This window comes from Acrocarpospora pleiomorpha (genome assembly GCF_009687885.1).
Taxonomy (GTDB): domain Bacteria; phylum Actinomycetota; class Actinomycetes; order Streptosporangiales; family Streptosporangiaceae; genus Acrocarpospora; species Acrocarpospora pleiomorpha.
Genome location: NZ_BLAF01000005.1, coordinates 38,529 through 61,363, shown reverse-complemented (window position 1 = coordinate 61,363; position 22,835 = coordinate 38,529). Strand labels below are relative to the sequence as shown.

Annotated in this window: 18 protein-coding genes; 3 read left to right on the top strand and 15 right to left on the bottom strand. The window is 71.6% G+C overall.

What is annotated here, in order from left to right; all coding sequences use genetic code 11:
- Positions 1-6 precede the first annotated feature (6 nt).
- The 12 genes from Aple_RS03160 to mraZ form a co-directional block, all read right to left on the bottom strand.
- Positions 7-717, bottom strand: coding sequence for a cell division protein FtsQ/DivIB (locus Aple_RS03160; protein ID WP_155342922.1), 711 nt, complete (start codon positions 715-717; stop codon positions 7-9).
- Between the two features lie 100 nt (positions 718-817).
- A complete protein-coding gene (gene murC / locus Aple_RS03155; protein ID WP_155342921.1) occupies positions 818-2,212 on the bottom strand; it encodes a UDP-N-acetylmuramate--L-alanine ligase in 1,395 nt (464 codons plus the stop codon).
- On the bottom strand, positions 2,209-3,288 hold the full coding sequence (gene murG, locus Aple_RS03150) for an undecaprenyldiphospho-muramoylpentapeptide beta-N-acetylglucosaminyltransferase (protein WP_155342920.1): 1,080 nt from the start codon (positions 3,286-3,288) through the stop codon (positions 2,209-2,211). The genes murC and murG overlap by 4 nt, the downstream gene beginning before the upstream one ends.
- A gap of 40 nt (positions 3,289-3,328) precedes the next feature.
- On the bottom strand, positions 3,329-4,594 hold the full coding sequence (gene ftsW / locus Aple_RS03145; RefSeq protein WP_155342919.1) for a putative lipid II flippase FtsW: 1,266 nt from the start codon (positions 4,592-4,594) through the stop codon (positions 3,329-3,331).
- Entirely contained in the window at positions 4,591-6,000 is a 1,410-nt protein-coding gene (gene murD, locus Aple_RS03140) for a UDP-N-acetylmuramoyl-L-alanine--D-glutamate ligase (RefSeq protein ID WP_155342918.1), read from the bottom strand. Before murD ends, ftsW begins: the two co-directional genes overlap by 4 nt.
- Positions 5,982-7,058 (bottom strand): phospho-N-acetylmuramoyl-pentapeptide-transferase, encoded by a 1,077-nt coding sequence (gene mraY / locus Aple_RS03135; RefSeq protein ID WP_155342917.1) that lies wholly within the window; start codon positions 7,056-7,058, stop codon positions 5,982-5,984. Before mraY ends, murD begins: the two co-directional genes overlap by 19 nt.
- Complete coding sequence (locus Aple_RS03130; RefSeq protein WP_155342916.1) at positions 7,055-8,422, bottom strand: UDP-N-acetylmuramoyl-tripeptide--D-alanyl-D-alanine ligase; 1,368 nt, start codon at positions 8,420-8,422, stop codon at positions 7,055-7,057. Before Aple_RS03130 ends, mraY begins: the two co-directional genes overlap by 4 nt.
- Positions 8,419-9,933, bottom strand: a complete 1,515-nt coding sequence (locus tag Aple_RS03125) for a UDP-N-acetylmuramoyl-L-alanyl-D-glutamate--2,6-diaminopimelate ligase (protein ID WP_155343107.1) — start codon at positions 9,931-9,933, stop codon at positions 8,419-8,421. Before Aple_RS03125 ends, Aple_RS03130 begins: the two co-directional genes overlap by 4 nt.
- Positions 9,934-10,003: 70 nt before the next feature.
- Positions 10,004-11,719 (bottom strand): peptidoglycan D,D-transpeptidase FtsI family protein, encoded by a 1,716-nt coding sequence (locus Aple_RS03120; RefSeq protein ID WP_486303363.1) that lies wholly within the window; start codon positions 11,717-11,719, stop codon positions 10,004-10,006.
- A 425-nt stretch (positions 11,720-12,144) separates the two neighbouring features.
- Positions 12,145-12,810 (bottom strand): cell division protein FtsL, encoded by a 666-nt coding sequence (gene ftsL / locus Aple_RS03115; protein ID WP_155342914.1) that lies wholly within the window; start codon positions 12,808-12,810, stop codon positions 12,145-12,147.
- Positions 12,807-13,772, bottom strand: a complete 966-nt coding sequence (rsmH, locus tag Aple_RS03110) for a 16S rRNA (cytosine(1402)-N(4))-methyltransferase RsmH (protein WP_155342913.1) — start codon at positions 13,770-13,772, stop codon at positions 12,807-12,809. Before rsmH ends, ftsL begins: the two co-directional genes overlap by 4 nt.
- Positions 13,773-14,067: 295 nt before the next feature.
- Positions 14,068-14,499 (bottom strand): division/cell wall cluster transcriptional repressor MraZ, encoded by a 432-nt coding sequence (gene mraZ / locus Aple_RS03105; RefSeq protein ID WP_155343106.1) that lies wholly within the window; start codon positions 14,497-14,499, stop codon positions 14,068-14,070.
- 482 nt (positions 14,500-14,981) lie between these two features.
- Between mraZ and Aple_RS03100 the strand changes: the two genes are divergently transcribed.
- Genes Aple_RS03100 through Aple_RS03090 form a run of 3 tightly spaced genes read left to right on the top strand, consistent with a single transcriptional unit; the run spans position 14,982 to position 19,728 of the window.
- Positions 14,982-15,968: an AAA family ATPase gene (locus tag Aple_RS03100; protein WP_155342912.1), complete on the top strand. Its 987-nt coding sequence runs from the start codon at positions 14,982-14,984 to the stop codon at positions 15,966-15,968.
- A complete protein-coding gene (locus tag Aple_RS03095; protein ID WP_155342911.1) occupies positions 15,965-17,197 on the top strand; it encodes a DUF58 domain-containing protein in 1,233 nt (410 codons plus the stop codon). Before Aple_RS03100 ends, Aple_RS03095 begins: the two co-directional genes overlap by 4 nt.
- Positions 17,197-19,728 (top strand): transglutaminase TgpA family protein, encoded by a 2,532-nt coding sequence (locus tag Aple_RS03090; protein ID WP_155343105.1) that lies wholly within the window; start codon positions 17,197-17,199, stop codon positions 19,726-19,728. The genes Aple_RS03095 and Aple_RS03090 overlap by 1 nt, the downstream gene beginning before the upstream one ends.
- Before the next feature lie 63 nt (positions 19,729-19,791).
- Here the strand turns inward: Aple_RS03090 and Aple_RS03085 are convergent, their stop codons facing one another.
- From Aple_RS03085 to Aple_RS03075, 3 genes are all read right to left on the bottom strand, one after another.
- Entirely contained in the window at positions 19,792-20,184 is a 393-nt protein-coding gene (locus tag Aple_RS03085) for an SCO2097 family morphological protein (protein WP_155342910.1), read from the bottom strand.
- A gap of 159 nt (positions 20,185-20,343) precedes the next feature.
- Positions 20,344-21,576, bottom strand: a complete 1,233-nt coding sequence (locus Aple_RS03080) for a DNA polymerase IV (RefSeq protein ID WP_155342909.1) — start codon at positions 21,574-21,576, stop codon at positions 20,344-20,346.
- Positions 21,577-21,884: 308 nt separating this feature from the next.
- Positions 21,885-22,604 carry a methyltransferase domain-containing protein gene (locus tag Aple_RS03075; RefSeq protein ID WP_155342908.1) on the bottom strand — a complete coding sequence of 240 codons (720 nt, stop codon included), beginning with the start codon at positions 22,602-22,604 and terminating at the stop codon, positions 21,885-21,887.
- Positions 22,605-22,835 lie beyond the last annotated feature (231 nt).

Genomic DNA, 22,835 nt, shown 5'->3' with positions numbered 1-22,835 from the left:
CCCATCTCACTTGACGGTTACCACGTCAGGGGAGCTGACGTCGAAGGTCATGGCGTTCTCGCGAAGCAGCGTGGTCAGGATCCTGGCTTTGTCCCCGGTCCGCTCGGGACCGCCCCACACCACGGTACGGCCATCGGCGAGCGTCAGCGTCACGGTTTCCGCGGACGCGGCGCTCACCTGCCGCACCCGCCGGGACAGGCTCTCCGGCAGGCTGGCGAGCACGGCCAGCGCGGCCTTGATCCCGGGATCGGCCGGATCGAACCGGTTGGTCTTCAGCTCGGGCAGCCGCAAGGTCACCGGATCCACCGCCCCCGCGGGATCCGCGGTGTCCGTGGTGTTCACCAGGTCCAGCACGACGCCGAACCGGTCCACGACCGTCGTCCTGCCGTTGATCGGCACCGCCACCAGCGGCATCCGCTCCACCACGGAGATCAGCAACGTGCCCGGCCACTCCCGGTCCACGGTGACCGACTCGACCGCCCGCAGCGCGGCCACCCTGGCCCTGACGGCGTCGGTGTCCACCCCGACCAGCGGGGTGTCCGGCGGTACTGCGGCGGCCCTGCGGACTTCCTCGGCGGGCAGCCGCTGGTTGCCGATCACGGCGACTTCGCGCACCCCCAGGACCGGCGAGAGGAACACCACCCATCCGGCCACCGCCACCACCCCACCGGCCAGCAGGGTGGCGACAGCCGTACGCCAAAGGACGCTCTTCCTCACCGCGGGCTCCCTATTAACGAGAAAACCATCCCCGACAGCCGCCTAGCCGCCGACCAGGCGACTCACCGCTGCGGCTGCCAGATCACGCCTTTCTCATTAACTATCGGGCGTGCAGCTCCGCGACGATGTGCGGGCCGAGCTCGGTGACGTCGCCGGCGCCCATGGTGAGCACGATGTCGCCCGGCCGGGCCCTGCCCGCCACCAGGGCGGGCACCGCGGACCTGTCCGGAGCATACGAGACCTGTGCCGACGGGAGCGGGATCTGGCCCGCCACCAGCGCGCCGGAGACGCCGGGCTCGGGGTCCTCGCGCGCGCCGTAGACGTCCAGCACGATCGCCTCGTCGGCCAGGCCGAGGGCGGCGCCGAACTCGGCGGCGAAGAACCGGGTCCTGGAGTACAGGTGCGGCTGGAAGACGGCGATGACCCGGCCGCTCCCGGACACCACGTCCCTGGCCGCGGCCAGGTCGGCGGCGAGCTCGGTGGGATGGTGGGCGTAGCTGTCGAAGACGCTGACGCCGTCCGCCTCGCCCTTGGCCTCGAACCGGCGCTTGGCCCCGGTGAAGGCCGCCAGGCCGTCCCTGACCTCCTCGAACGGCAGGCCGAGCTCGAGCGCCACGGCGATCACGGCGGCCGCGTTGAGCGCGTTGTGCCGCCCGGGCACCGAGAGCTTGACCCGGCCGAGCCCGGACACCTCGAACTCCACGCCCAGGCCCTTCGGGAGCACCTCGGCGACCCGGACGTCCGCCTCACCCTCGCCGTACGTGACGACCTTGAGGCCGCGCGCCCGGGCGACGGGCGCCAGCTTGGCCGCGCCCGGGTCGTCGGCGCAGAGCACCAGCGTGGACCCGATCCGCTCGACGAACCGGTTGAAGCTGTCGTAGACCGCCTCGGGGTCGCCGTAGTTGTCCAGGTGGTCGGCCTCGACGTTGGTCACCACGGCGATCCGGGGGGCCAGCATCAGGAACGAGCCGTCGCTCTCGTCGGCCTCGGCCACGAAGACGTCCCCGGTGCCCTCGTCCGCGCCGAGCCCGGTGGTGACCAGCTGCCCGCCCACGCAGTACGACGGGTCCGCGCCACACTTCTGTAGCGCCACGGTGAGCATGGAGGTGGTCGTGGTCTTGCCGTGAGTGCCCGCGATCGCGATGCCGACCCGCCCGGTCATCACCGCCGCCAGCGCCGCCGCGCGCGGGATGATCCGCACGTTCTGCCGCAGCGCCTCCCCCAGCTCCGGGTTGGAGTCCCGGATGGCGGTGGACACCACGACCGTGTTCACGTCCCTGATGTGCGAGGCCGCGTGCCCGACGTGCACGGTCGCGCCCAGCTCGCGCAGCTCGGTGAGCATGTCCGAGCTGCGGGCGTCGCTGCCGGACACGGCCACCCCGCGCTTGAGCAGGATCCTGGCGATGCCCGACATGCCCGCCCCGCCGATGCCGATGAAATGCACCCGGCCGAGCTCCTCGGCCGGCACCGGCTCAATCAGTTTCACCAGACTCATCGCGCTGCGATCTCCAGAACCTTGCGGGCGAGCGTCACGTCGGCGTCCTTGCGCCCCATCTGCAGGGCCGCCTCGCACATCACGGCCACCTTCTCCGGGTTGTTCAGCAGCGGCGCCAGCACCCTCATGATCCACTCGGGGGTGAGGTCGGCGTCCTCCACCATCAGCCCACCGCCCGCCTGGACGATCGGCAGGGCGTTTAAGCGCTGCTCGCCGTTGCCGTGCGGCAGCGGCACGTAGGCCGCGGGCAGGCCCACGGCGGTCAGCTCGGCGCAGGTCATCGCACCGCTCCGGCACAGCACCAGGTCGGCCGCCGCGTACGCCAGGTCCATGCGGTCCACATACGGCAGGATGACGTACTGCGGGTCGCCGGGCGGGGGCTCCTGCTCGACCGTGTTCTTCGGGCCGATCACGTGCAGCACCTGCACCCCGGCGGCGCGCAGCGCGGGCGCGGCGTCCAGCGCGGCCTTGTTGATCGACCGGGCGCCCTGGGAGCCGCCGAACACCAGCAGCGTCGGCCGGTCCGACTCCAGGCCGAAGTAGGAGCGGGCCTTGTCGCCGAGCGAGAACCGGTCCATGTCCACCACCTGGCGGCGCAGCGGGATGCCGATGCACACCGCCCCCGGCAGCGGGGTGTCCGGATGGCCGGTGAACACGTGGTCGGTCAGCCGCGCGCCCAGCCGGTTGGCCAGGCCGGGCCGGGGATTGGCCTCGTGCACCACGATCGGGATGCCGCGGCGGCGCGCGGCCAGGTAGGCCGGTGTGGCCACGTAGCCGCCGAACCCGACCAGGACGTTGGCGCCGACCTTGTCCAGGATGCCGGTGGCGGCGTTGATCGCCCCGGCCAGCCGGCCCGGCACCGCGAGCAGCTGCGGGGTGATCGCGCGGGGCAGCGGCACCGCGGGCACCAGCTGCAGGTCGTAACCCCGGGCCGGCACCAGCCGGGTCTCCAGGCCGCGATCGGTGCCGAGGCAGGTGATCCCGATCGTGGGGTCGATCTGACGAAGCGCGTCGGCCAGCGCGAGCGCCGGCTCAATATGGCCGGCCGTCCCGCCGCCGGCGAGGACCACCCTCATGTCTCTCCCTATGTGAAAGCCGCGTGTTTCAAGTCGCGGATTATGCCCGGAGGCCAAGCCAGCTTAGAGCCCGGGCAGCCGGTCCGGGCCCCCGCGCGGCCAACGCTTCGGCCGCGCCCGGCTCACGTTTCGCGAACGACAACAACATCCCAAGCGCGGCGAGCGTCGGCAACAGGGCGGATCCGCCGTACGAGACGAGCGGCAGCGGAATGCCCGTAATGGGCAGCACGCCGATGACCGCACCGATGTTCACGATGGCCTGCCCGACGATCCAGGCCACCGAGGCCGCCGAGGCGAACCGCACGAACGGGTCGTTGACCCGGGCCGCGATGCGCAGGCCCGCGTAGCCGAGCAGGCCGAACAGGGCGATCACGACGAGCGTGCCCATCAGGCCGAGCTCCTCGCCCAGGATGGAGAAGATGAAGTCGCTCTCCGCGTGCGGCACCCAGTCCCACTTCTGCCTGCTGCTGCCCAGGCCCAGGCCGAACCAGCCGCCGGAGCCCATCGCGATCTGCCCCTGGGCGGCCTGGTAGCCGGAGCCCTGGGCGTTCTCCCAGGTGTTGAGCCAGCCGGTGATGCGCTCGGACCGGTAACCCTCTGAGATGATCATGAAGACGGTGGCCAGGGCGAGCACGCCGAGCAGGCCGGCGAACAGCCGTACCGGCGCGCCCACCACCCAGAGCAGGGCCAGGAAGATCATCATCAGCACCAGCGTGGTGCCCAGGTCGCGGCCCCACATGACCAGCACGGCCAGGATGGCCACGCCGGGCATCAGCGGGATCAGCAGGTTGCGCCACTCCATCAGGCGGCCGCGCGCGTGCCGGGCCAGGATGTCGGCCCCCCACAGCACCAGGGCCAGCTTGGCCGGTTCCGACGGCTGGATGGTGAGGCTGCCGATGTAGATCCAGCGCTGCGCGCCCAGCTCGGTGGAGCCGATGAAGATCACCATCACCAGGCCGATGATGGACAGCGCCAGCAGCGGGTATCCGGCCAGCCGGAAGAAGCGCTGCGGGAACTTGCTGCAGGCGTACATGAGCGGGATGCCCAGCGCGACCGAGAGCGACTGCTTCAGGAACCAGTAGAACGGGTCGCCCTTGATCTGCAGCGCCTCGATGCTGGAGGCCGACAGCACCATCATCAGGCCGAGCGCGAGCAGCAGCGCGCTGCAGCCCAGGACCAGGTAGTAGGAGGTGAGCGGGCGGCTCAGCAGCTCGCGCAGCAGCGCCAGCTGGATCCTGCTCCAGCTGGGACGGCGCCGCTCTCCTTCTGTGGCGGCCTCCGTGGCGGGCCCTGTGGCGGCCGTCACCGCTCGACCAGACCGGTCAGGCCGGTCAGATTGCGGACGGCTCGCGCGAAGGCCTCCCCTCGCGCGCCGTAGCCGGGGAACATGTCCAGGGAGGCCCCGGCGGGGGCCAGCAACACGGTGTCCCCGGGGGAGGCGAGCCTGGCGGCTGCGGTGACGACACGATCCATCACCCCAGTGTCGTCCCCGGCCACCTCAAGCACGGGGACATTCGCCGCGTGTCGCGCCAATGCCTCGGCGATCCGTTCCCGGTCCACGCCCAGCAGCACCGCGCCGCGCAGCCGGGGCGCGGCCCGCCGGACCAGATCCTCCACGTCGGCGCCCTTCAGCTGGCCGCCGGCGATCCAGACGATCGACGGGTAGGCCGCCAGCGAGGCCGCCGCCGCGTGCGGGTTGGTGGCCTTGGAGTCGTCCACGTAGTCGACCTCGCCGACCCGGGCCACGTGGGCGATCCGGTGCGGGTCGGGGCGGAAGTCCGCCAGGCCCTGCCGTACGGCACTGGCGGGCACCCCGTGGGACCGTGCCAACGCCGCGGCGGCCAGCGCGTTGGCCACGTTGTGCGGCGCGAACGGGTGCACGTCCGACAGCGCGGCCAGCTCCTCCGCCGACCGCATCGGGTCCCCGGTGAACGCCCGGTCGACGAGCAGATCCTCCACCACGCCCAGCTGCCCGGCCCGCGGCACCCCCAGCGTCCACCCCACCGAGCGGCCATCCCCTTTGGCCCGGTACGGCTCCGCCAGCCGCGCCGCCCACGGATCGTCGGCGTTGTAGATCACCCGCTCCGCCTTGGCGAAGATCCGCGCCTTGGCCCGCGCGTACTCCTCCAGCGAGCCGTGCCAGTCGATGTGGTCGGGCGCCACGTTCAGGATCGCCGCCGCCTTCGGGGCCGGGCTGGCCGACCAGTGCAGCTGGAAGCTGGACAGCTCGACGGCGAGCACGGTGGTCTCGCCCGGGTCGAGCACCGCGTCCACGATCGGGACGCCCACGTTGCCGACGGCCAGCGCGCGCTCCCCGGCGGCGGCCAGCATCGAGGTGAGCATGCGGACCGCGGTGGTCTTGCCGTTGGTGCCGGTCAGCGCCAGCCAGGGCGCCGCGCCCTCGTGCCGCAGCCGCCAGGCCAGCTCGACCTCACCGATGACCTCGACCCCGGCCGAGGCGGCCGCCCGCAGCAGCGGATGGTCCGGCTTCCAGCCCGGCGAGGTGACCACGAGCTCGGTCCTGGCGGGCAGGTCCTGCTCGCCGAACCTGACCTCCACGCCGAGCTCGGACAGGATCTCCGGGATCGGGCGCTCGCGCTGCTCCAGCACGACCACCCGCTCCCCGCCCCTGGCCAGGCCGCGCGCGGCGGCGGTGCCGGACAGACCGAGCCCGGCCACGACGACGCAGCCCCTCACAGTTTCGGCATCCATTCCACGTAGAACAGGCCGAGACCGGCGGCCGCGCTGAGCGCGGCGATCAGCCAGAACCGGACCACGATCGTGGTCTCCGCCCAGCCCTTCAGCTCGAAGTGGTGCTGGAGCGGGGCCATCCGGAAGATGCGTCTCCTGGTCATCTTGAAGAAGCCCACCTGGATGATGACCGAGGAGGTGATCACCACGCACAGGCCGGCCAGGATGAGCAGCAGCAGCTGGGTCCTGGTGGTGATGGCCAGGCCGGCCAGCACCCCGCCGAGGGCCAGCGAGCCGGTGTCGCCCATGAAGATCTTCGCGGGCGGGGCGTTCCACCACAGGAAGCCGACCAGCGCGCCCAGCACAGCCGCCGCCACCACCGCCAGGTCCAGCGGGTCCCGGACGATGTAGCAGTTCGGCCCGAGGATCGCGGTGGTGCAGCTGTTACGCAGCTGCCAGTTGCCGATCAGCACATACGAGGCGAGCACGATCCCGGTCGCCCCGGAGGCGAGCCCGTCCAGGCCGTCGGTGAGGTTCACCGCGTTGGAGAACCCGACGATCATGATCAGCACCCAGATGGTGAACCCGAACAGGCCGATGGGGGGCCCGAAGTCGCGCAGGAACGACAGCCGGGTCTCGGCCGGGGTGATCGAGTAGGCGTTCGGGAACTGCACCACCAGCACCGCGAAGACGGCGCCCACGACCAGCTGCCCGAGCGCCTTCGCGCCGCTGCGCAGGCCCAGGCTGCGCTGCTTGTAGATCTTGATGAAGTCGTCCAGGAAGCCGACCATGCCCAGGCCGGTCATCAGGAACAGCACCAGCAGCGCCGAGGCGGTGGGCGGGGCCGGATCGGCCGACAGCAGGGTGGCCAGGTGGGCCGCCCCGTAGCCGAGCAGGGCCGCGATGACGATGACGGTGCCGCCCATGGTGGGGGTGCCGCGCTTGTCGTGGTGGCCGGACGGCCCCTCCTCGCGGATGTTCTGGCCGTAGCCGCGGCGGGCGAACAGCCGGATCGCCAGCGGCGTGCCGAGCATGGACAGCACCAGGCCGACCGCGGCGGCGACGAGGATGTCCCTCACTGGGCGTCACCCCCTGTCAGCCGCTGCGCCACCCGTTCCAGACCGGCGGCCCGCGGACCCTTGATCAGCACCACGTCGCCCGGGCGGAGCCGCTCGGCGAGTTCGGCAGCGGCGGCCTCCACGTCGGGCGCGTGGATCGCGTCCGGGGCCCCCGCCATGATCTCGCCGGCGTTCTCGCCCACCACGAGCAGCGCGGTCAGGCCCGCGCTCGCGGCCAGGCGGCCGACGCCCTCGTTCAGCTCGGGTCCGTCCTCGCCCAGCTCGCGCAGCGCGGCCACCACGGCGAACCTGCGCCGCCCGGCGGCCATCGCGTCCAGCGCGGCGAAGGCGGCCCGCATCGAGTCCGGATTGGCGTTGTACGCGTCGTTGATCACGGTGACGCCGTCGGCCCGGTCGGTCACCTCCATCCGCCAGCGGCTGCGCGGCTCGGCCTGCGACAACTCGTCGGCGATGGTGGCCACCGGCAGGCCCAGCTCGTAGGCGGCGGCCGCGGCGGCCAGGGCGTTGGCGACGGCGTGCGCGCCGTACAGGCGGAGCCGGACCGGGGCCGCGCCGGTCGGGGTGCGCAGCGTGAAGGCGGCCCGCCCCCGCTCGTCGAGCCGCTCGTGCTCGGCCCTGATGTGCGCCCCGGCGCCGCGCCCGAACCAGGTCACCCTGGCCTCGGTGCGCTCCGCCATGCCCGCCACCAGCGGGTCGTCGCCGTTCAGCACGGCCACGCCGTCCTTCGGCAGCGCCTCCACCAGCTCGCCCTTGGCCCGCGCGATCACGTCCTTGCCGCCGAACACGCCCAGGTGCGCCGTGCCCACGTTGAGCACCACCCCGATCCTGGGCGGCGCGATCCCGGCCAGATACGCGATGTGCCCGAGATCGCGGGCGCTCAGCTCCAGCACCAGATACCGGGTCTCCGCGTCCGCCTTGAGCACGGTCAGCGGATGCCCGATCTCGTTGTTGTACGACCCGGCGGGCGAGACCGTGGGCCCGATCCGCGCGGTCATCCGGGCCAGCAGATCCTTGGTCGAGGTCTTGCCGGCCGACCCGGTCACCCCGACCACGGTCAGCTCGGGCAGCTCCGCCACCACGGCCCTGGCCAGCTCGGCCAGCGCGCCCACCACATCGCCGACGATCACGGTGGGCGCCTCCACCGGGCGCGCGGCCAGCACGGCCACCGCCCCGGATTCGCAGGCCTGGACCGCGTAGTCGTGCCCGTCCACCCGCTCGCCCTTGAGCGCGACGAACAGCGACCCCGGCTCGGCGGCCCGGGAGTCGATCACGACCGGACCCCGCACCACGGCCCGGGGGTCGGTCAGGCCCATCAGGGCGCCCGCGGTGATCTCTGCGACCCGGCCCAAAGGCAACGGGATCATGCGTTCCTCCTGCGAATGGCGGCGGCGACCACCTGGCGGTCGTCGAATGGCACGACCTCGCCTGCGACATACTGGCCCTGCTCGTGGCCCTTGCCGGCCACAACTACCACATCTCCCGCGCGGGCACGGGAGATCGCCAGCTCGATGGCCTCGGCCCGGTCCGGCTCCACGATCACGCGGGCCCGCTCCGGCGGCGGCACCTCCAGCGCCCCGTCCATCATCGCGGACAGAATGGCCAGCGGGTCCTCACTGCGCGGATTGTCGCTGGTGAAGATGGCCACATCGGCCAGCCGGGCGGCGGCCTCGCCCATCAGCGGGCGTTTGCCCCGGTCCCGGTCGCCGCCGCAGCCGAGCACGATGGTCAGCGTGCCCTCGGTGACCTCGCGGAGCGAGCGCAGCACCGACTCGACCGCGCCGGGCTTGTGGGCGTAGTCGACGATCGCCTCGAAACCGCCGGAGGACGGCACCCGTTCCATCCGGCCCGGCACCCCGGCGAACCCGCTCACCCCGGCCACCGCGGTCTGCAGCGGCACGCCTGTCTCGACCAGCGCGACCAGCACGCCCAGCGCGTTGGCCACGTTGAAGGGCCCGGGCAGGGCGACCGACACGTCGGCCTCGATGCCGCCGGGGCCGACCACGCGGAAGGCGCTGCCGTCGGAGCCGAGGCGCACGTCCACGGCCCGCCACTCGGCCTCGGGGCCGCCGGCCGGCGAGAACGTGGTGATCGGGATCTTGGCGAACCCGGCCAGCTCGAGGCCGTGCGGGTCGTCGGTGTTGACCACGCCGAGCCGGGCGAACTCCGGGGTGAACAGCCGCGCCTTTGTGGCGAAGTAGTCGTCGAAGTCCCGGTGGAAGTCCAGGTGATCCTGGGACAGATTCGTAAATATCGCGACATCGTAGAAGATGCCGTCGACGCGGCCCAGCGCCAGCGCGTGGCTGGAGACCTCCATCGCGGCGGCGGTGACCCCCTGCTCGCGCATCAGCGCGAACAGGCCCTGCAGATCGCTCGCCTCCGGCGTGGTCAGCTCGGGCGTGATCCGGATGTCCCCGGCGTGGATCTCCACCCCGCCGACCAGGCCGGTCCGGTGCCCGGCGGCGGCCAGGCCCGCCTCCAGCAGGAACGAGGAGGTGGACTTGCCGCTGGTCCCGGTCACCCCGATGACCAGGATGTCGGTGGCGGGCTGGCCGTACACCCAGGCGGCGACCTGGCCGAGCAGGGCGCGCGGATCCGGCAGCACCAGCACCGGCAGGCCGGTGGCGGCGGCCTCGTCGCGGCCGGCGTCGTCGGTGAGGATGGCCACCGCGCCCGCCGAGCAGGCCGCGGCGGAGAACGCGGCGCCGTGCGCGGCCTTGCCGGGCAGCGCCACGTAGAGGTCGCCGCGCTGGACCCGCCGGGAGTCGATGGTGACGCCGGTGATCACGCCGCGGGCCACCCGGCCGGAGGCGGACGGCGCGCCGAGCAGGGTGGCCAGCCCGGAGAGCGGGCGGGCCGGCGTGGCGGACGGGCGCATCGGGTGATCCACGGGATGGCCCGTGGGATGCGCTGCGGGCTGGTTCACGGCGAGAGCGTATCGTTCCCGGTCACGGCAGAACGCTCGTCGAGCCGGTAGGCGGGATTTTCTTGGTCTTCAACGCGAATGTCATGACGTCCTTGAACACGGGCGCGGCGATCGTCCCGCCGTAGTGGTCCTTCTTCGGGTCCTGGATCACGGCCAGCGCCAGCAACCGGGGAGCCTCCGCCGGCGTGAAGCCGACGAAAGTGGCCGTGTAGCCACAGTAGCCTCCGCATTTCTGGTCATACCGCATTGCCGTGCCGGTTTTGCCCGCCACCCGGTAGCCGTCGATGGCGGCGGCGTTGCCGGTGCCGTCCGTGCCGGAGACCGCGCCCTCCAGCATCGCGGTGAGCTGCTTGGCGGTCAGGTCGCTGATCACCCGGGTGGACTTGCCGAGGGGGGCCGGGACCAGCCGGTCGTGCTGGTCGGTCGTCCCGGCCACGACCGTGGGGGCGATCCTGACGCCGCCGTTGGCGATGGCCTGGTAGACGCTGGCCATCTGGAGGGCGGTGACCGAGATGCCCTGGCCGTACATGATGGTGCAGCGCTGGCTGCCGCTCCAGTCCTGCCACTTGGGCAGCAGCCCGGCCTCCTCGCCCGGGAGGGCGCTGCCGCTCTTGGCGCCGAAGCCGAACGACCGGAACATGTCGTACAGGCGCTGGTTGGTGATTTTCTGCCCGGCCAGGATGGTGCCCACGTTGCTGGACTCGCCGAGGATCTCCGCGTAGGTCATCTGCTCGGTCGCGTGCGGGTGGGCGTCGCGCAGCGTGCGGTCGGCGCACTGGATGTGGTCCGGCACGGTGAAGATCGTCTGCGGGGCGACCACCCCGGCCTCCAGCGCCGCGGCGGCGGTGATGACCTTGTTGGTGCTGCCCGGCTCGAACACCTCGGCGGCGGCGCGGTTGCCGCGCTGCTCGGCCGGGACCTTCTGCCAGCTGCGCAGGTCCACCTCGGGGGCGTTGGCCATCGCGATGATCTGCCCGGTCTTGGTGTCCATCACGATCACGCTGCCGCTGCGCGCGCCGGTCGCCTTCACCTGCTTGGCGATGGCCTGCTGGGCGGCCCACTGGATGTAGCGGTCGATGGTGAGGCGCAGCTCGCGGCCGGGCACGGGGGCGACCCTGGTGCTGCGGGTCATCGGGATGCGCTGGCCGTCGCGGCCGATCTCGATGCTCTGCTGGCCGTCCTGGCCGGACAGCAGCTTGTTGTGCGCCTGCTCCAGGCCCTCCAGGCCGAAGCCCTCGTCGCCGACGAAGCCGACCAGGCCGCCGGCCAGCGAACCGCCCGGGTAGAGCCGCCGGTAGGTGGCCTTGGAGCCGACCCCGCGGAAGCCGAGGCCCATGATCTTGCGGGCCCGGAGCGGGTCCACGTCCTTGGCGACCACCAGGTAGCGCTTGTCGGCCTGGGCCAGCTTGGCGGCGATCTCCTCCTTGGGCCGGCCCAGCTCGGCGGCGAGCGTGGTCGCGATCATGTCCCGCTGGGCGGGCCTGACCTCGTAGGGGTCGAGGTAGATCTCGCGGGCGTCGGAGGTGAGCGCCAGCTCGTAGCCGTTCACGTCGGTGATCGGCCCGCGCCTGGCCGGCAGCGTCTCCGGCTGCACCCGCTGCTGGGCCGCCTTGGCCTGGAACGACTTGGAGTCCAGGCCCTGCAGCTGGACCAGCCGCCCGGCGAACAGGGACAGCACGAACGCCATCACCACCAGCGCGACGTTGATCCGCCGGGACGGATCGCCCAGGCGCAGCATGGCGGGCGGGCGCGGGGGCCGCGCGGGCGGGCGCGGCGGGCCCCCGGCCCGTCCCTTGCCCGGCCCGATCGGCACGGTACGCCCCTGAGCGTCGCGCGTATCCCGGCCCCGGACGTCCCGGCCCTGTGCCGTCCTGCTCGGTGCCGTCTTGTTCTGTGCCGTCTTGTTCTGCGGGTCCTTGTTCGGACCGTCCTTGCGCTGAGCGGGGTTCTGGGGCGGATTCTGGACAGGGCGAGGCTGCCCCGGGGCGGGCCGGGGCTCGCGTGGGAGCCCCGGGCGCGGCTGGGGCGGCAGGGGCGGCCTCGGGCGGCCGGGAGTGCGGCGAGCGCCTCCAGAACCGCTCCCAGGACCACCGCGGGGGCCGCCCGGGGAACCGCCTCCCGGGCCGCCGCGGCCGGCGCTGGGCGGCCGGCCGCCGCCGTCTTTCACCGGACCGTGCCCTCCGTCGTGGCGGCGGGGCTCGGCGCCCCGGACTCGGCGGCGGGGTCGGCGGTGGGCTCGGCGATGCGCTCGCCCAGGCTGGCCGGGTGCAGCCCCTCGCCGACGAACTCCGGCGCCGAGTCGTCGGGCCGCAGGCCGAACTCGTCCGCCTGCTCGGCCAGGCCGGAGGGCTGCTGCGCGTCGCGGATGCGGCCCTCCTCCTGGTTGGCCTGCTGGTGCAGCTGCTCGGTGACCCGGCGCAGCTCGTTGTACTTGAAGGAGTCCTGGGCGAGCACGGTGTTCAGCAGCAGCAGGCTCACCAGGCCGCCGCCGAGCAGCCCGACCACGAGCAGCACGAACGGCGCCCGCGGCGGCCGCCGGTCGCCCAGCCGCGCCGCCACCGGCTTCGGCACGGGCTTGGCCGCCGCGGCCTCCTGCGGCCGCTTCGGCTGGGGCCGCGGCTGCGGAGCCTTGGGGGTCGCCTGCGGCTTCGCCGGTCGCGGCGCCTTGGGCTCCGGCTGCGGCTTGGGCGTCTGCTTCGGCACCGGGTTGGGCACCTGCGCAGGCTGCGGCTTGGGCGCCTGCTTCGGCGGGGGGACCATCCGCCCCGGCACCCGTGCCCGGGTCCGGATGTCGGTGCCGGCACGCCGGTTGTCCTGGTCGGTCGTCATCCCTGGCGGATCCTCTCTGCCGCCCGCATCCGGGCCGAGGCCGCCCGCGGGTTGCGGGCCACCTCGTGGTCGTCCGGGAGCTCTGCTCCCCTCGTCAGGAGGCGGAACCGAGGCTGGTGGGCCTCCAGCGGGACCGGCAGCCCTGGTGGGCCGGTGTCCCTGGTCCGCGCCGTGAGCACCTGCTTCGTGAGCCGGTCCTCCAAGGAGTGGTAGGCGAGCACGACCACGCGCCCGCCGACGGCCAACGCGTCGAGCGCGGCCGGCAGCGCCGTCTCCAGCGCCGACAGCTCCGCGTTCACCTCGATGCGCAATGCCTGAAAAGTTCGTTTTGCGGGGTTTCCCCCGGTACGCCGGGTGGCCGCGGGGATCGCCTGCCTGACCAGGTCGGCGAGCCGCTTGGTCGAGGTGATGGGCTCCTTGGCCCGCTCCTTGACGATCAGCCCGGTCACCCGGGAGGCGAAGCGCTCCTCGCCGTAGTCGCGCAGGATCCGGGTGAGCTCGCCCGGCGGGTACGTGTTCACCACTTTTTCCGCGGTAAGATCTTGCTCCCGATCCATCCGCATATCCAGCGGGGCGTCGTACGAGTAGGCGAACCCGCGCTCGGCCTCGTCCAGCTGGGGCGAGGACACGCCCAGGTCGAAGAGCACCCCGTTGACGACCGGGCGGCCGAGATCGGCCAGCACCCCGGCCAGCTCGTCGGAGACCGCGCGCACGATCGTGACCCGCTCCGCGAACGGCGCCAGCCGCGCGGTGGATCGCTCGATGGCCACGGGATCGCGGTCGATGCCGATCAGGTGCAGCGCCGGGTGGGCGGCGAGCAGCGCCTCCGCGTGCCCGCCGAGGCCGAGGTTGGCGTCGACGACGACCGGCTCTGGCCCGGTCAGCGCCGGGGCCAGCAGCTCCAGCACACGATCCAGCAGGACCGGGACGTGACCCCCCGGCTGCTGACGCTCCTCAGACATCGTTCAACCCCCAACGGACTGCCGCTTCTAGGCTCGCGGATACGCGGCGCACACCCTCGATGATCTAGTCCCCACCCTGATCGGCCCCAGGCGGGGAGCCGACCCGTCCGGCCAGGTCCCCATCCGCAGACCGCTGCTCGGCACCTGACACCGGGGAAGGTGCATCAGCTGCCGGATGGGTGCGGGTGGAGACCTCGCCGAACGTCACCGACGGGTCACAATAAGATCAGTACGGCCGATGGTGTGGTCAATCGGTTTTGTCCCGATAACCCCACCAGGGACGGCTGATCGCCGGTTACAGGACTCCGGGCAACACCTCCTCCGACAGATCGGCGAACGCCGGCTCCTGTTCGGCCAGGTAGGTCTCCCAGGCTCGGGCGTCCCAGATCTCCAGTCGGGTGTTGGCTCCGATGACGACGCAGTCACGTTCCAGTCCCGCGTATTGCCTGAGGCTCGGGGGGATGGTGATCCGCCCCTGCTTGTCGGGCGTTTCGTCGGAAGCGCTGGCGAAGAAGACGCGGCTGTAGTCGCGGACGGCCTTGGCTGTCACCGGCGCGGTGCGCAAAGCCTCAGTGAGCCGCTGGAACTCCTCTACGGGGAAGACGTAGAGGCAGCGCTCCTGGCCTTTGGTGATCACAAGACCCTCCGCCAGCTCCTCGCGATACTTCGCCGGCAGGAACAGTCGTCCTTTGTCGTCGAGGCGCGGCTGATGGGTGCCGAGGAACACCGGCCCCACCTCCCGTACCTTGCGGAACACCTAGCTCTGCAGCCACGGCCCTCCACTGGGCTCCACCATACTCCACTTCTCCCCACCGTCAACTGATTCAAACGGTATGGAGACGGCGCTAAATTCGCGTTTCCGCAGGTCAGAAAGGGTGGAGCAAAGTGGGGCGGGGTGCGGCCCGTGCCCCGTGTTTGGGCGTGTCGCGGGCGCTACTTGACACGAAAACCCCGATCGCGGGGGTTCCCGGCGGGTCAGGGTGGAGCGTAATGGAGGGGATCAAGGCCATTACCAGCAACGGATGGCCCGATGTCACGGAATTTGGACATCCGTACCACCCGATCGAGAAGCAAGTTCACGACACTGTGGGGCAGTTCCCGGTTGTTTCGCACAAAGTCGCTCAGGAACCCATCGCGGCATAGTGTCGGTACACACAATGGATAAGGAATGGCAAACCCCCAGTAATACGGCACGCCTCTGGAGGCCTGGTGGCAGTAACACACGGCGCCGACACCGATGTCGACGCGGAACGGCTTGAGGATCTGGTCGAGGTCGCGCACCGGATCCGCACCGCGATCGAATCGGTTATCGAGGGCAAGAGCGACGTTGTCCGGCTCACCTTGACAGTTCTCCTCGCGGAGGGCCACCTCCTGATCGAAGACGTGCCGGGGGTCGGCAAGACGATGCTGGCGAAAGCGCTGGCACGATCCATCGACTGTCCCGTCCGGCGCGTGCAGTTCACCCCCGACCTGCTGCCCAGCGACATCACCGGCGTCAGCGCGTACAACCAGCAGACCCGGGAGTTCGAGTTCAAGCCGGGCCCGGTGTTCGCCAACATCGTGGTCGGGGACGAGATCAACCGGGCCTCCCCGAAGACCCAGTCCGCGTTGCTGGAGTGCATGGAGGAGCACCAGGTGACCGTGGACGGCGTGACGTACACGCTGGAGTCGCCTTTCATGGTCATCGCCACCCAGAACCCGATCGAGATGGAGGGGACCTATCCGCTGCCGGAGGCACAGCGGGACAGGTTCACCGTGAAGATCGCGATGGGCTACCCGGAACCGGCCGCCGAGCTGGAGATGCTCGACGTGCACGGCGCGCCGCAGCCGCTGGGCAAGCTGGACCCGGTGGCCAGCACCGCCGAGGTGCAGGCCCTGATCCGGGCCGTCCGCGCGGTCTACGTCTCGCAGTCGGTCAAGAAGTACGCGATCGACCTGGTCGGCGCCACCCGGCACTCGGCCGACCTGCGCCTGGGCGCCTCCCCCCGGGCCACCCTGCACCTGGTCCGGGCGGCCCGCGCGCACGCCGCGCTGTCGGGCCGGGACTACGTCATCCCGGACGACCTGCAGGAGCTCGCCGTCCCCGTGCTCGCGCACCGGCTGCTGCCCAGCCTGGAGGCCCAGGGCCAGCGCCGTCACCCCGAGCAGGTGATGACCGAGCTGGTCCGGCGCGTGCCGGTGCCGGACAGCAAATGACCGGGCTCAAGGCGCTCACCTCCCGGGGCCGCTCGTTCCTGGCCTCGGGTTTCGCGGCCCTGCTGTGCGCCTTCTTCCTGGGCGAGCACGACCTGCTCCGGGTGGCCGTGCTGATCGCCGCGCTGCCGCTGCTGGCCGCGATGGTGGTGGCCAGGACCAGGTACCGGCTGAGCTGCGCCCGCCGTCTCGACCCGGCCAGGGTCGAGGCGGGCAGCGACAGCACGGTGACGCTCCGCCTGGAGAACGTCACCCGGCTGCCCACCGGCCTGCTCCTGATCGAGGACACCCTGCAGTACGCGCTGGGCACCCGCCCCCGCTTCGTGCTGGACCGGGTGGAGGCCAAGGGCGTCCGCGAAATCGACTACAAGGTCCGCTCCGACCTGCGCGGCCGGTTCACCATCGGCCCGCTGGCGATCCGGATCACCGACCCGTTCGGCCTCGTCGAGCTGGCCAGGACGTTCACCGTGACCGACTCGCTGGTGGTCACCCCGCAGGTGATCCCGCTGCCGCCGGTGCGCCTGTCCGGGGAGTGGACCGGCGGGGGCGACAGCCGTACCCGGTCGGTGGCGGCGGCGGGCGACGACGACGTGGCGCCGCGCGAGTACCGCCAGGGCGACGACCTGCGCCGGGTGCACTGGCGCTCCACCGCCAGGTACGGCGAGCTGATGGTGCGCCGGGAGGAGCAGCAGTGGCAGAGCCGCGGCGCCCTGCTGCTGGACACCCGCCGCCCCGCCCACCGCGGCGACGGGCCGCGCTCCTCGTTCGAGGTGGCCGTCTCGGCCGCCGCGTCCATTGGCGTGCACCTGGCCCACGAGGGTCTCGGCCTGCGCCTGGTCACCGACCAGGGGCCGCAGCACCTCACCGACAAGGGCGTCTCCTGGTCGCTGCTCGACACCCTCGCGGTGGTGCGGCAGAGCCAGTCGCGCAGCCTGGAGCAGGGCGTCGCGGCGCTCCGCCAGGGCGGCGGCGACGGCCTGATCGTGGCCGTGCTGGGCGCGATCGACCCCGAGGAGGCGCAGGCGCTGGCCCGCCTCAGGCACGGGCACATGACCGGCGTCGCCGTCATGCTGGACGTGGCCAGTTGGGAGCAGTCCCGCGCGAGCGACGAGCGGTTCGAGCAGGCGCAAGCCGTACTGACCGGAACGGGCTGGCGGGTGCTGCGCCTGCCCGCCGGGACGTCGCTGGCCGCGGTCTGGCCGGACGCGGCATACAAGAGGAGCGCGGCGTGATGAGGCTGCCGATCTCGGCGGGACTGGCCACCGGAGCCGTCTCGCTCACCCTCTACCCGCTGTTCGCCGACGGCGCCTGGTTCTGGACCAGCCTGGGCGTGCTGATCGTCACAACCCTGGTGGCCACGCTGATCACCCGCCTGGCGCTCCCGGACTGGCTGGCCCCCGTGGGCATGCTCGGCGGCATCTGGATCTTCCTGACCGTGGTGTACGCCAGGGACGACGCCTGGCTGGCGGTCATCCCCACCAAGGACTCCGTGCTGGCCCTGGCCGGCCTGCTGGTGGAAGGCTTCGACGACATCCAGCAGTACGCGGCCCCGGTGCCCGCCAACCCCGGCATCACCCTGCTCACCGCGGGCGGGGCCGGCCTGATCGCGGTCCTGGTGGACCTGTTCGCGGTGCGGGCGCGCCGGGCGGCCCTGGCCGGGCTGCCGCTGCTGGCCCTGTTCACCGTGCCCGCCGCCGTGCTGAACGAGCCGATCGGCTGGCCGGCGTTCGTGATCGGCGCGCTCGGGTACGTCGGGCTGCTGGTCGCCGACGGGCGGGAGCGGGTCAGCCACTGGGGCCGGGCCGTGCTGGTGCGCCGGTCCAAGACCACGACCACCGCCGACGCCGGGCGGCTGGCGCTGTCGGGCAAGCGGGTCGGCGTGACCGCGATCGCGCTGTCGATCGCCATCCCCGCGCTGATCCCGACGCTGACCCCGGACCCGCTGTTCGGCTTCGGCGTCGGCAACGGCCTGGGCGACGGCGGCAACAACGTCGGCATCCCGGACGCGGTGGCCAAGCTCAGCGGGCAGCTCACCCAGCCGGTGAACGCCACCGTGATGAGCTACACCTCGGCCGACGACACCCCGCGCTACCTGCGCATCTACTCGCTGGACGTGTTCGACGGGCGGCAGTTCAAGCCGAGCTCGCTGAAGGGGCGCCCGGAGGACAAAGTGGACGAGGGACCGATGCCGCCGGTGCCGGGCCTGTCCCCGACCACGCCGACCACCAGGACCTCCACCACCATCCAGATCAGCGACGAGATCGAGGAGCTGCGGTTCCTGCCGTTGCCGTACCCGGCCACCCAGGTGGCGGTGGACGGCGACTGGCGGGCGGACCGGAGCACGCTGATGGTCTTCTCCACCCGCGACGAGGCGGCCGGTCTGGAATACCAGGTGACCGGCATGGACCTGCGGCCGACGTTCGAGACGCTGGACCAGGCGCCGGTGGCGCCGGTGGAGGTGCAGTCCCGCTTCCTGGCGCTGCCGCGCGGGCTCGACCCCCGGATCATGGATCTGGCGATGGAGGTGACCGACGGGGCGTCCTCGCAGTACCAGCAGGCGGTGAAGCTGCAGGAGTGGTTCACCAAGACCGGGCAGTTCGCCTACAGCCTGACCACCCGGGGCTCGGGGAACGAGGCGCTGGCCGAGTTCCTGCTGAACAGCAGGACCGGCTACTGCGAGCAGTTCGCCAGCGCGATGGCCGTGATGGCCCGGCTGCTGGGCATCCCGGCCCGGGTCTCGATCGGCTACACCGGCGGTTCGAAGATCGACGGCCGCTGGGTGGTGCGCACCCACGACGCGCACGCCTGGCCCGAGCTCTACTTCGAGGGCGCGGGCTGGCTCAGGTTCGAGCCGACCCCGGCGGGCGGCGGCGGGCAGGCGACCGCCCGGGTGCCGCAGTACTCGCTGCCGGTGACCCCGACGGCCGGCCCGACGGCGACGGCCTCGGTCAACCCGTCGACGGGGGCGACCGACCCGGCCGGCGCGAACTCCGAGGCCGCCAGGAACATCCGCGAGCTGGAGGACCCGTTCGCCGGCACGTCGGGGGCGGCGGTCGATCCGGGCCTGCCGCTCATCGTGAAGATCCTCATCGGGGTGGGCGTGGCGTTGCTGCTGTCCCTCATCCCGGCGCTGCTGCGGTTGATCCTGTGGCTGTGGCGGCGGCGGATCGTGAACCGGGCGGCGGGATTTGGGTCCATCGAATCGAGCACACGAGAAGAACCTGAATCGGACGGGTGGACCCGTGACGAGATCGGCTCCGCCGCCGATCCGGACGACCGTCCCGTCGTGGATCCGGCCAAGTTCACCGTCCCGGCGGTGGAGGCGGCCTGGGCCGAGCTCTGCGACACGCTGACCGACCTGGGCATGGCCCGGCAGACCAGCGAGACCCCGCGGGCGCTCGGGCGCCGCCTCACCGAGCGGTACGAGCTGGACCGGGAGGCCGCGGCGGCCATCGCCAGGATCTCCTCGGCCGAGGAGCGGCTGCGGTACGCCCGGGTCCCCGCTGTCTCGGGTCCGCTGGTCAGCGACCTCCAGACGGCCAGGAGCGCGCTGGCCGCCACCGTCTCCTGGCAGCGCAGGATCGGCGCCCTGCTGACGCCCGTGTCGGCATTGCTGCGACTCAGGGCGATCGGCGAAGGGCTGCTGGACGGGTTCGACCGGCTGGAGGGAATCGGCTGGCGGCCCCGCCGCGCTGGGAAGGCTGGTCGGACAGAGAAGGCCGAGCCCACAGCGGAACGCCCGCTGGCCGGGACTCGGCGCTAATTCGACCTGGCTCGATATCTAGTTCGATAAGGTCCGGGGGTTTTCGAACCCCCGGGCCTTTCGTTATCTCTCGTCGTTACGACGGCGCCAGCGCTCTTCCATGCGCTCCATGAAGCCCGGCCGGCGTCCGCCACGGCGACCGCCCTGGGGAGGAGCGGCCGGGGACGTGGTCTCTCCGCCGAAACCGTTCATGCGTTTCCAGCTGGACAGACCCCACAGACAGGTCGCGAGCATGACCACGAAGCCGGCGACGCCGAGCCAGATAGTGTTCGACACGACGCCGACCATCAACAGGACGACGCCGAGCGTGAAGCCAATGGAGGCTTTCACCAGGCGGCGCTTGTAATGGCTGCGTGGATCACTGATCCGGACGGTATTAGCCCACTTCGGGTCCTCGGCGTAGAGCGCCTGCTCGATCTGGTCGAGCAAGCGCTGCTCGTGCTCAGACAGCGGCACGGCGCCTCCCAAGGACAGCCCCACTACGGGGAAGACGGCAACGGACGACACGGGGTGTCCGAACCCTGCGGTCGGTTATCCCCAGAATACGAGTCTGTAGACGTAGACGAAAGAAAACGGTCACAACGTCCACAAGCGCGGTACAAACCGGAGGTGACGTCATAGATCCATTGGACCAAACGGTCGGCGAACAAGCGATGCCGGGCGCACCGCATCCGGACCGAAACGCTGGATCGCCTTGTCCATCGCCTGTTCAGCCTCCCGCCAGCCGGTCTCTTTCTCACCGAGGCCCAGTTGCCTGGTCGCGGTGCCCGCCGGTCGGAGATTCTCCATCCGGACTCCCACCAGCCGCAGCCGAATCCGCTGCAGGCCCGCGGCCCGGTAGAGGTCGCAGGCGGTGGCGTGGATCTCCTTGGCCACGTCGGTGGCCTCGCGCAGGGTGCGAGACCGCGTGATCGTGGTGAAATCCGATCGGCGTAGTTTCACACTGATTGTACGCCCTACCAGATCCGCCGCTCTGAGCCGGGAGGCCACCCGCTCCGACAGCCGCAGCAACTCCCGCTCGATCACCTCGGGATCGTCCACGTCCTGGGCGAACGTCTCCTCGTTGCCGATGCTCTTGTCCGGTGTATGCGGCACCACCCGGCGCTCGTCCCGGCCCCAGGCCAGCGCGTGCAGGTGCTCCCCGGCCACCCCGAACTCCCGCCGCAGGGTCGTCACGGGCACCTGGGCGAGATCGCCGACCGTGTTGATGCCCAGCCGCGTCAGGGCCTGCTCGGTGCGCTCTCCTACGCCCCACAGGGCCGCCACGGGCAGCGGGTGCAGGAACTCCGCCACCCCGTCGGCGGCGACCACCAGGAGGCCGTCCGGCTTGCACTCGCGGGAGGCCAGCTTGGCCACGAACTTGGTGCTGGCCACCCCGACGGAACAGGTGATCGAGAACCGCTCGGCCACCTGTTCGCGGATCATGGCCGCGATCCCGGCCGGGGAACCGAGCCTGCGCCTGGCCCCGCCCACGTCCAGAAAGGCCTCGTCCACCGAGAGCGGCTCCACCTCGGGGGTGATCGCGTGGAAAATCTCCATCACACCTTTGGAGATCGCGCCATACTTCCCGTGGCTCGGGGGGATCACCACGGCCTGAGGGCACAGCCGCCTGGCCCTGGTCATCGGCATCGCCGAGTGCACACCGAACCGCCGGGCCTCATAGGTGGCGCTGAGCACCACACCGCGCGCCCCCGCGGCCCCGATGATGACCGGAAGCCCGTGCAACTCGGGCCGATCGACCAGCTCCACACTGGCGAAGAACGCGTCCATGTCCACGTGCAGGATCGGACACCCCGCGTCATCCGCGAGACCGCCCCCACCACCCGGCCGCACCTGTTTCCTGGACACAATCTCAGCCTATCCGAACATCCGTTCTATGCTCATAGCCAATCCCCCGAATCGCCCGACCTTCAGCTTGCGTCTTCCCTCGCCACTCCGGGTCACGTCACTCCCCGGCGTCCCTCGGTCCAGACACAGGCGCGGCCAAGCCGGGGCATACGACTACGGCGCGGAGGCTGCCCATAGTTGCTTCGCGACCCGCACTTCTCGATCCAGGCACAGGCACGGCAAGCCGCGACGCACGACCTACGGCGCGGAGATTGCCCATAGTCGGTTCACGACCCGCACTTCTCGGTCCAGACACAGGCGCGAGCCGCTTATCGGTATGCCAGGAGGTGCAGTTGGGTGGCGATGTCACGTAGCACCGGATGGGTGGCCGCGGCCTGTTCCAGCGCCACCAGCGCGTCCGGATCCCCTTCGGCGAACCGGCTCGGCACCAGGTCCGCGAAGATCCGCACCCCGTGCGTCTCCCCCACCGTGAACCCCGCGCTCCCCAGCAGGCTCGTCAGCCCCGCCGCCGTGAACCGGTGCGGCGTCGGATCCTTCTCGCCCCAGCGTCCCGCCGGATCGGCCAGCACCTGGCGGGCCTCACCGAAGTTCCCGGCCACCGCCCGGTGAATGGCCGTCGCCACCGGATTGGCCGCGAGCACGCTCAGCACCCCGCCCGCCCGCAGCAACCCCCCGATCGCGGCCAGCGCCGCCGCCGGATCCTCGACATACTCCAGCACGCTGTGGCAGAGCACCAGATCGGCGCTCCCGGGCGAAAGCAGCTCCCCGAGATCTCCCGCATCCCCCTGGATCCCCTTGACCGCCACACCCGCCTCAGCGGCCCGCCGCTCCAGCGCCGCCAGCGAGTCAGGCGTCGGATCGACCACCGTCACCGCATGCCCCAGCCGCGCCAGCGGCACCGCGAACCCCCCGGTGCCCCCTCCCGCGTCCACGATGTCCAGCGCCTCCCGCCCGGTCGCGGTCTCCCGCCCGGCCAGCGCGACGCGAAGCGCGTCCCATACAACGGTCTGCCGCGTGGCGTCACGCACGTCCCACTCCTCTATGGCCGCCTCGGCCCTCTCCCACCAACCCTGCCACGGTACCGGCGAGGGAACCCGCCCACCTCGATTCTCCCCTTCCCCCAAGCCCACCTTCACACCGAACACAACATCACCGCAGGTCCTCGCAAGGTGGACGCGCGAATGTGAACTCGTGAAGAGGACCGTGGTTCTCCCACCCACCCTCCCTTTGTTTCCCCCGGGCTCCGCCCGGCCCCGCCA

Bases quoted from the DNA above. Each gene is read 5' to 3' on its own strand.
- Aple_RS03130 (WP_155342916.1), bottom strand. From the start codon at position 8,422: ATGATCCCGTTGCCTTTGGGCCGGGTCGCAGAGATCACCGCGGGCGCC.
- Aple_RS03120 (WP_486303363.1), bottom strand. From the start codon at position 11,719: ATGCTGCGCCTGGGCGATCCGTCCCGGCGGATCAACGTCGCGCTGGTG.
- murD (WP_155342918.1), bottom strand. From the start codon at position 6,000: ATGGATGCCGAAACTGTGAGGGGCTGCGTCGTCGTGGCCGGGCTCGGT.
- murC (WP_155342921.1), bottom strand. From the start codon at position 2,212: ATGAGTCTGGTGAAACTGATTGAGCCGGTGCCGGCCGAGGAGCTCGGC.
- Aple_RS03125 (WP_155343107.1), bottom strand. From the start codon at position 9,933: ATGCGCCCGTCCGCCACGCCGGCCCGCCCGCTCTCCGGGCTGGCCACC.
- Aple_RS03090 (WP_155343105.1), top strand. From the start codon at position 17,197: ATGAGGCTGCCGATCTCGGCGGGACTGGCCACCGGAGCCGTCTCGCTC.
- rsmH (WP_155342913.1), bottom strand. From the start codon at position 13,772: ATGTCTGAGGAGCGTCAGCAGCCGGGGGGTCACGTCCCGGTCCTGCTG.
- ftsL (WP_155342914.1), bottom strand. From the start codon at position 12,810: ATGACGACCGACCAGGACAACCGGCGTGCCGGCACCGACATCCGGACC.
- murG (WP_155342920.1), bottom strand. From the start codon at position 3,288: ATGAGGGTGGTCCTCGCCGGCGGCGGGACGGCCGGCCATATTGAGCCG.
- Aple_RS03095 (WP_155342911.1), top strand. From the start codon at position 15,965: ATGACCGGGCTCAAGGCGCTCACCTCCCGGGGCCGCTCGTTCCTGGCC.